7 protein-coding genes and 1 pseudogene are annotated in these 8417 nt (G+C 51.5%); 6 read left to right on the top strand and 2 right to left on the bottom strand.

All coding sequences use genetic code 11. The features are described from left to right. The coding region (locus tag EA14781_RS02025) for a helix-hairpin-helix domain-containing protein (protein WP_042335319.1) at positions 1 to 239 on the top strand (239 nt) is incomplete at its 5' end. Positions 240 to 344: 105 nt separating this feature from the next. Next, positions 345 to 743, top strand: a complete 399-nt coding sequence (fadM, locus tag EA14781_RS02020; RefSeq protein WP_001194530.1) for a long-chain acyl-CoA thioesterase FadM — start codon at positions 345 to 347, stop codon at positions 741 to 743. 106 nt (positions 744 to 849) lie between these two features. Here the strand turns inward: fadM and queC are convergent, their stop codons facing one another. Beyond that, positions 850 to 1545 carry a 7-cyano-7-deazaguanine synthase QueC gene (gene queC / locus EA14781_RS02015; RefSeq protein WP_000817248.1) on the bottom strand — a complete coding sequence of 232 codons (696 nt, stop codon included), beginning with the start codon at positions 1543 to 1545 and terminating at the stop codon, positions 850 to 852. A 64-nt stretch (positions 1546 to 1609) separates the two neighbouring features. Next, a complete protein-coding gene (locus EA14781_RS02010) occupies positions 1610 to 3310 on the bottom strand; it encodes an SgrR family transcriptional regulator (protein ID WP_001238266.1) in 1701 nt (566 codons plus the stop codon). A 99-nt stretch (positions 3311 to 3409) separates the two neighbouring features. On the opposite strand from EA14781_RS02010, the gene cof reads away from it, so the two are divergent. The 4 genes and pseudogenes from cof (at position 3410) to EA14781_RS01990 (ending at position 8401) form a co-directional block, all read left to right on the top strand. Beyond that, positions 3410 to 4228, top strand: a complete 819-nt coding sequence (cof, locus tag EA14781_RS02005; protein WP_000113022.1) for an HMP-PP phosphatase — start codon at positions 3410 to 3412, stop codon at positions 4226 to 4228. 151 nt (positions 4229 to 4379) lie between these two features. Beyond that, positions 4380 to 4825, top strand: a pseudogene (gene decR / locus EA14781_RS02000) (DNA-binding transcriptional regulator DecR). A gap of 29 nt (positions 4826 to 4854) precedes the next feature. Further along, on the top strand, positions 4855 to 6627 hold the full coding sequence (locus EA14781_RS01995) for a SmdA family multidrug ABC transporter permease/ATP-binding protein (RefSeq protein ID WP_001235550.1): 1773 nt from the start codon (positions 4855 to 4857) through the stop codon (positions 6625 to 6627). Further along, complete coding sequence (locus EA14781_RS01990) at positions 6620 to 8401, top strand: SmdB family multidrug efflux ABC transporter permease/ATP-binding protein (protein WP_001256229.1); 1782 nt, start codon at positions 6620 to 6622, stop codon at positions 8399 to 8401. Before EA14781_RS01995 ends, EA14781_RS01990 begins: the two co-directional genes overlap by 8 nt. Positions 8402 to 8417: the final 16 nt, after the last annotated feature.

Here is an 8417-nt window from a genome sequence, read left to right as displayed (position 1 = left end):
ACAACAAAGCGCTGGCTCCTGCGAAAGCCAGCGATGAAGAAGGTACCAGGGTCAGTATTAACAACGCCACGGCAGAAGAGTTAGCCCGTGCTATGAATGGCGTTGGTCTGAAGAAGGCGCAGGCGATCGTCAGTTATCGGGAAGAGTACGGTCCGTTTAAAACGGTGGAGGATTTAAAACAGGTTCCGGGAATGGGCAATTCGCTGGTGGAACGTAACCTGGCAATATTAACCCTGTAATTAATTTGCATAGTGGCAATTTTTTGCCAGACTGAAGAGGTCATACCAGTTATGACCTCTGTACTTATCACAGTTCTTATAACAACAACGTAAGGCTATTGCGCTATGCAAACACAAATCAAAGTTCGTGGATATCATCTCGATGTCTATCAACACGTCAATAACGCTCGCTATCTGGAGTTTCTCGAAGAAGCCCGCTGGGATGGGTTGGAAAACAGCGACAGCTTTCAGTGGATGACTGCTCATAACATCGCTTTTGTGGTGGTCAATATCAATATTAACTATCGCCGCCCGGCGGTATTAAGCGACCTGTTAACTATCACCAGTCAGTTGCAGCAATTAAATGGTAAAAGCGGCATTTTAAATCAGGTCATTACCCTTGAACCGGAGGGGCAGGTGGTGGCAGACGCGCTTATCACCTTTGTCTGTATCGATCTCAAAACGCAGAAAGCTTTAGCTCTGGAAGGGGAATTGCGCGAAAAGCTGGAACAGATGGTGAACTAAAGGGGCTATGGCGCCGGATGCAGTGCTGTGGCGGCTTATCCGGCTTACAAGCAAAATCGTAGGCCGAATAAGGTATTCGCGCCGTATCCGGCGACACTCGAGGTAATTACTTCAATCCGGTCTTCTGTTTCATCGCCGCCATCACCGCCGGTTTATCGGCCAGATAATGATTCAACCCGTTGGCGCGTAAGTTACACGCTGCACAATGGCCGCAACCGTCGCCTTTTATGCCGTTGTAGCAGGTCAGGGTTTCGCTACGCACTAAATCCAGCTTGCCGTAATAATCCGCCAGCGCCCAGGTTTCTGCTTTATCAATCCACATCAGCGGCGTTTCAAAACGAATATCTTTCGCCATACCCAGACTGACGGCGTGGTTCAACGCTTTCACGAATTCATCGCGGCAATCCGGGTAGCCGGAGAAATCTGTTTCGCAGACACCGGTAATCACAGCTTCCGCCTTCACCTGATACGCATAAATTGCTGCCAGAGTCAGGAATAAAATATTGCGCCCCGGCACAAAGGTATTAGGAATGCCATCGGCGTCGGGTTCATAATCGGGCACCGGAATACTGTCACGCGTCAGGCTGCTGACAGCCAGTTGGTTAAGCAGCGTCACATCCAGCACTTTATGCGCGCGCGCGCCCAGTTTCAGCGCCAGCTCGCGAGCGACGTCTATCTCTGCGCGATGGCGCTGACCGTAATCAAACGTCACGCAATGGACTTCATCGTATTGCTGTAATGCCTGCACCAGACATGTGGTGGAATCCTGGCCTCCACTGAACACAACGACAGCACGTTTCATAAATCATCCTGCTAAATCAATAAAAGCGTTATGGTAACGCTTGCGGGTAACCCCGACCAGCGCTTCATTGCGACGGCGCGGGAAGCCAGGCTTCGGTAAATTCAAACCAGCCACGTGGTGTCAGACGGACACCGTTCACACCGGGCGGCGCGCTGATACGGTAATGATAGTTAAACAGCGGCGTCAGCGTGGCGTCGTCCATTAGCTGGTTAAACACCGTTTTCAGGGCGTTATGCCGGTTTTCCTCATCAGGCATAATTTGTACGGCATCCAGCGTCGATTGCAGATGCGTATATGCGCTGGCAGTGAAAACATGCGGCCACAGAGGATCACAACGCAGCCATTGTTCAAGGGTATATTCTGGTGCCTCGCCAATCAGCCTGTCGCCCATCATCAAATCTGCCTGTGTCAGTGAAGCGGCATCGTCCCAGCTTTTCGCGTTATGAAAAATGATTTTTAGTTCACAACCTTCTGCCGCCAGTGTTGCTCGTAACTGTTCCGCCATGGCATGAAGTTCCACTGGCAGGTGATAAACCAGTGTCAATGTTTCTGGGAGTTTGACTTCTACTGGCACTTCCCACTGTGGAATAGTCCAGCCTGGCAGCAATGCATGACTGGCGGTGATCAGATTTTCTCCGACTTCTAATGTTTGTAATAGACCGGATTGATGAATGATGGCGATCACTTTTCGCGCCTGCCAGAGAGTAAGTCTGGCGCTTTTACGTAATGTTAAATAGCAAAACCCCAAACTAATACCGCTACTGACCGGGCTGACCATCGGTAAATCTTCAGGTTTGCCGATGGTGATTTGTACCGGATGCCGACAACTGGTACCCAAATCTTTTTCAAAAAGCGGAGGGGTTATCCAGTACTCAACCGCTTTTAGCAGCGGATGACGTAAATGGTAATAATCATGGCTTTCCAGTCGCACCAGTTCTGGAGTGAATTGTGTTAAGCGGAAAGGACCGGTTCCGACTTGCGGGAATTGTGGATGCGCCAGATGGCTGCAATAGCTTGCCAGCCGGTGCGTCAGCCAGTAATCGGGACGATGTAAAAAGAAAGTCAGGCACTGTGGATGGGTAACTTCTATATGTCGCACACTGATAAATAATTTATCCAACGCAGGCTGTTGTAGCAGCATCGACAATCGCTGGTGCAGTTGCGAGGCTTTTACCGCATCGCCGTTATGCCAGTGTAGTGTTGAGCGAAGATAAAAATCCCAACGTAGTCCGTCAGCAGATGCTTCCCAGTGATGCGCTAAGTCGCCAACAGGGCGTTGCGTATTGTTATCGAAACGGGTCAGGCCGGAAAAAATTTGTCCAGCAAGATGTTGCTCGGCACGACCGGGTAAAAATCCCGGTTGCAATGGTTCGAGTGGGCGATAATAGGGAATACGCAGAGTTGGCGTATCGTTTTGCCATTGCCCGCCCATAAACGGTTGTAACAATGTGCGCAGTTCGCCAGGGGCCAGTTGTGCCAGCTCCAGCACATCTTGCTGTTTTCCGGTTTCCAGCGCCTGTTCTATCATCGTGTTGCGCAGGGATTCCGGTGTCACCAGAAAACGCAGTTGCCCGCGTTTTCCGCGTCCTGACTGTGCCCGCCATTCCAGCCATCCCGCGTCCTGCGCCTGGCGTAATAATGTACGCACATGACGTTCGCTGCAAAAACAGCGCTCAGCCAGTTCGCTGACTGTTACGGATTGCGGCCTTCCGGCAGAAGGTTGCCACAGACGCTGATACTGGTTAAGACGGTTAAGCAATCGCATATAAACCCGGAACAATATTATTTAACTATTCACTATTACTTCCGTATATATCAGGTGATACTCAATCACAATTAACCGTGTCACAGAGTGGAGAAAGAAATGGCTCGTCTGGCAGCATTTGATATGGACGGCACGTTATTGATGCCTGACCATCATTTAGGTGAGAAAACGCTTTCTACTCTGGCGCGTTTGCGTGACCGTGATATTACTCTCACGTTCGCAACAGGCCGTCATGCGTTGGAAATGCGCCATATTCTCGGTACCTTCGCGCTGGACGCCTATTTGATTACCGGCAATGGTACGCGTGTGCATTCGCAAGAAGGCGATCTTCTTTATCGCGATGATCTTCCCGCGGATGTAGCAGAGCGAGTGCTGCACCAGAAATGGGATACCCAGGCAAGTATGCATATTTTCAATGACGATGGCTGGTTTACCGGACAAGAGATGCCGTCATTGTTACAGGCTTTTGTGTATAGCGGTTTTCGTTACCAGATTATCGATGTTAAAAAAATGCCGCTTGATCGCGTCACCAAGATCTGTTTCTGCGGCGATCACGACGCTCTTACGCGCTTGCAGATCCAGCTACACGAAGCCTTAGGCGACCGCGCGCATTTATGTTTTTCCGCGATTAATTGTCTGGAAGTATTGCCAGTAGGGTGTAATAAAGGCGCTGCGCTGGCGGTGCTTGCTGACTATTTAGGATTTTCTCTGCGTGACTGCATGGCCTTTGGCGATGCAATGAACGATCGTGAAATGCTGGGCAGCGTTGGTAACGGCTTTATTATGGGTAATGCAATGCCACAGTTACTCGCGGAACTTCCTCATTTACCGGTGATTGGACACTGCCGAAATCAGGCTGTCTCTCACTATTTGACGCACTGGCTGGACAATCCACATCTACCTTATTCCCCCGAATAACGAGATCTCTTCCAGCACCGGGCAGTAGCCCGGTTTTTTTTCTTCTATTTTGTCATTTTGTGCAGTAACGGATAAAGCGCACGGAATAAATTGTCGCTATTTCGCCTTTAAAATAGAATAAAAAGAGAAAAAAATTCTCTGCGGGCCGAATATGTTAGATAAAATAGACCGTAAACTGCTGGCCCTGTTACAGCAGGATTGCACCCTCTCTTTGCAGGCGTTGGCAGAAGCCGTTAATCTGACAACGACCCCCTGCTGGAAGCGTCTGAAACGACTGGAAGATGATGGTATTCTTCTCGGTAAAGTCGCTTTGCTGGACCCGGAAAAAATTGGTCTGGGTCTGACGGCTTTTGTGCTGATTAAAACGCAGCATCACAGCAGCGAATGGTATTGCCGCTTCGTCACGGTTGTAACGGAAATGCCGGAAGTGCTTGGGTTTTGGCGCATGGCGGGCGAATACGATTATCTGATGCGCGTCCAGGTCGCGGACATGAAACGTTATGACGAGTTTTATAAGCGTCTGGTGAACTGTCGGATGTCACTTCCAGTTTCGCGATGGAACAGATTAAATACACCACCTCGTTACCCATCGAATAATTATCCAGAATCAGGTCAGGACAAAACGCGTGCGATTATTTGCTCAATTAAGCTGGTATTTCCGTCGGGAATGGCGTCGCTATCTCGGGGCTGTTGCCTTGCTTATCATTATCGCGATGCTGCAACTGATCCCGCCGAAAGTGGTCGGTATTGTTGTTGATGGCGTGACGGAACGGCACTTTACCACCGGGCAAATCCTGATGTGGATAGCTACCATGGTGTTGATTGCGGTTGTTGTTTATCTACTGCGCTATGTCTGGCGCGTACTGTTGTTCGGTGCTTCTTATCAACTGGCGGTGGAGCTGCGGGAAGATTACTACCGTCAGCTGAGCCGTCAACATCCAGAGTTTTACCTTCGTCACCGGACAGGCGACTTAATTGCACGTGCGACAAATGACGTCGATCGTGTGGTGTTCGCTGCCGGGGAAGGGGTATTAACGCTGGTTGATTCGCTGGTGATGGGCTGCGCGGTATTAATTATGATGTCGACGCAAATTAGCTGGCAGTTAACTTTAATCGCGCTGTTGCCGATGCCGGTGATGGCGATCATGATTAAACGTAACGGCGACGCTTTACATGAGCGCTTTAAGCTGGCGCAGGCGGCTTTTTCCAGCCTCAACGACCGCACCCAGGAGAGTCTTACCAGCATTCGCATGATCAAAGCCTTTGGTCTGGAGGATCGCCAGTCGGCGTTATTTGCCGCGGATGCCGAAGATACGGGTAAGAAAAACATGCGTGTGGCGCGGATCGACGCCCGATTCGATCCAACTATTTATATTTCCATCGGCATGGCGAATTTGTTGGCAATAGGTGGCGCTAGCTGGATGGTGGTGCAGGGTAGCTTAACGCTGGGCCAGCTTACCAGCTTTATGATGTATCTTGGCTTGATGATCTGGCCGATGCTGGCGCTGGCATGGATGTTTAACATTGTGGAACGCGGTAGCGCGGCATATAGCCGCATTCGCGCAATGCTGGCCGAAGCGCCGGTGGTTAACGACGGTAGCGAGAAAGTGCCGGAAGGGCGCGGAGAACTGGATGTCGCTATTCGTCAGTTTACTTATCCACAAACTCACCATCCTGTACTGGAGAATGTGAACTTTGCGCTGAAACCTGGTCAGATGTTGGGGATCTGTGGGCCAACGGGCTCTGGAAAAAGTACCGTTCTGTCATTAATTCAACGCCATTTCGACGTTACCGAGGGCGACATTCGTTTCCATAATATCCCCCTGACCCGGCTGCAACTCGATAGCTGGCGTGGGCGTCTGGCGGTGGTTAGCCAGACGCCGTTCCTCTTTTCCGACACCGTTGCCAATAACATCGCGCTAGGTTGCCCTAATGCAACGCAACAAGAAATTGAACATGTAGCGCGGTTAGCCAGCGTACATGACGATATTTTACGTCTGCCGCAGGGGTACGACACGGAAGTTGGCGAGCGCGGCGTGATGCTTTCCGGTGGGCAAAAACAGCGTATTTCCATTGCCCGGGCGTTGCTGGTGAATGCGGAAATCCTCATTCTGGATGATGCGCTTTCAGCAGTGGACGGACGTACGGAGCACCAGATCCTGCATAATCTGCGCCAGTGGGGGCAGGGACGAACGGTGATTATCAGCGCTCATCGTCTTTCCGCGTTGACGGAAGCGAGTGAAATTATTGTGATGCAGCATGGACATATCGCTCAGCGTGGAGATCACGATACGCTGGCACAGCAAAGCGGCTGGTATCGCGATATGTATCGTTATCAACAACTGGAAGCGGCGCTTGATGACGCTCCAGAAATTCATGAGGAGGCCGCTGATGCGTAGTTTTAGCCAACTCTGGCCGACTCTGAAACGCCTGCTGGCTTACGGTTCGCCGTGGCGCAAACCGCTGGGCGTCGCCGTGGTGATGATGTGGGCTGCGGCAGCGGCAGAAGTGAGTTGCCCGCTGCTTATTAGCTACTTTATCGACAATATGGTAGCGAAAAATAATCTGCCGCTGAAAGTGGTTGCCGGATTGGCGGCAGCGTATGTCGGGCTGCAACTGTTTGCTGCCGGACTGCACTACGCGCAGTCGCTGCTGTTTAACCGGGCGGCGGTTGGCGTGGTACAACAGTTGCGAACGGATGTGATGGATGCCGCCCTGCGCCAGCCGTTAAGTGAGTTTGATACCCAGCCGGTTGGACAGGTTATTTCTCGGGTGACTAATGACACCGAGGTGATCCGCGATCTTTACGTTACCGTGGTGGCTACCGTTTTGCGCAGCGCCGCGTTGGTGGGCGCCATGCTGGTGGCAATGTTCAGCCTCGACTGGCGCATGGCGCTGGTGGCGATTCTGATTTTTCCGGTGGTGTTGGTCGTGATGGTGATATACCAGCGTTACAGCACGCCTATTGTCCGCCGAGTACGCGCTTATCTGGCCGATATCAATGATGGATTTAACGAAGTTATCAACGGTATGAGCGTCATTCAGCAGTTTCGCCAGCAGGCGCGATTTGGCGAACGTATGGGCGAGGCAAGTCGTTCGCACTATATGGCGCGGATGCAGACTCTGCGACTGGACGGCTTTTTGTTACGACCATTGCTTAGTCTGTTTTCGTCGCTCATTCTTTGTGGCTTATTGATGCTGTTTGGCTTCTCCGCCAGCGGCACCATTGAGGTGGGCGTGTTGTATGCATTTATTAGTTATCTGGGGCGCTTAAACGAACCACTCATCGAACTAACCACTCAACAGGCGATGTTGCAACAGGCCGTGGTGGCAGGTGAACGCGTGTTCGAATTGATGGACGGTCCGCGCCAGCAATATGGTCATGATGATCGCCCGCTAAAGAGTGGCACGATAGGCGTTGATAACGTGTCGTTTGCTTACCGTGGCGACAATATGGTGTTGAAAAATATTCATCTCACTGTTTCTTCACGTAGTTTTGTTGCGCTGGTAGGGCATACCGGTAGCGGCAAAAGTACCCTCGCCAGTTTGTTAATGGGCTATTACCCACCGACTGAAGGTGAAATTTGTCTTGATGGACGCCCACTAAGTTCACTAAGTCATAACGCATTACGCCAGGGCGTGGCGATGGTGCAGCAAGATCCCGTTGTGCTGGCGGATACTTTCCTCGCTAACGTAACGCTGGGGCGCGACATTTCCGAAGAGCGTGTCTGGCAGGCGCTGGAAACCGTTCAACTGGCAGAGCTGGCGCGCAGCATGAGCGATGGTATTTATACACCGTTGGGTGAGCAGGGCAATAATCTCTCGGTCGGGCAAAAGCAGTTGCTGGCGCTGGCGCGTGTACTGGTTGAAACGCCGCAGGTGTTGATTCTGGATGAGGCGACCGCCAGCATTGACTCTGGCACTGAACAGGCGATCCAACATGCGCTGGCAGCGGTGCGTGAACACACGACGCTGGTTGTTATAGCCCACCGTTTATCGACTATTGTCGATGCCGATACCATTTTGGTGCTTCATCGTGGTCAGGTTGTAGAACAGGGGACTCACCAGCAACTGCTGGCGGCCCAGGGGCGCTACTGGCAGATGTATCAACTGCAACTTGCAGGAGAGGAATTGGCTGCCAGCGTACGCGAAGAGGAATCACTGAGCGCCTGATTCGCACGAAATTTCA

The sequence above is a fragment of the Escherichia albertii NBRC 107761 = DSM 17582 genome, assembly GCF_000759775.1.
Taxonomy (GTDB): domain Bacteria; phylum Pseudomonadota; class Gammaproteobacteria; order Enterobacterales; family Enterobacteriaceae; genus Escherichia; species Escherichia albertii.
The sequence above is the reverse complement of the archived record's forward strand: the minus strand, read 5'-3'. Positions and strand labels throughout refer to the sequence as shown.

Bases quoted from the DNA above. Each gene is read 5' to 3' on its own strand.
- cof (WP_000113022.1), top strand. From the start codon at position 3,410: ATGGCTCGTCTGGCAGCATTTGATATGGACGGCACGTTATTGATGCCT.
- EA14781_RS01990 (WP_001256229.1), top strand. From the start codon at position 6,620: ATGCGTAGTTTTAGCCAACTCTGGCCGACTCTGAAACGCCTGCTGGCT.
- EA14781_RS02010 (WP_001238266.1), bottom strand. From the start codon at position 3,310: ATGCGATTGCTTAACCGTCTTAACCAGTATCAGCGTCTGTGGCAACCT.
- fadM (WP_001194530.1), top strand. From the start codon at position 345: ATGCAAACACAAATCAAAGTTCGTGGATATCATCTCGATGTCTATCAA.
- queC (WP_000817248.1), bottom strand. From the start codon at position 1,545: ATGAAACGTGCTGTCGTTGTGTTCAGTGGAGGCCAGGATTCCACCACA.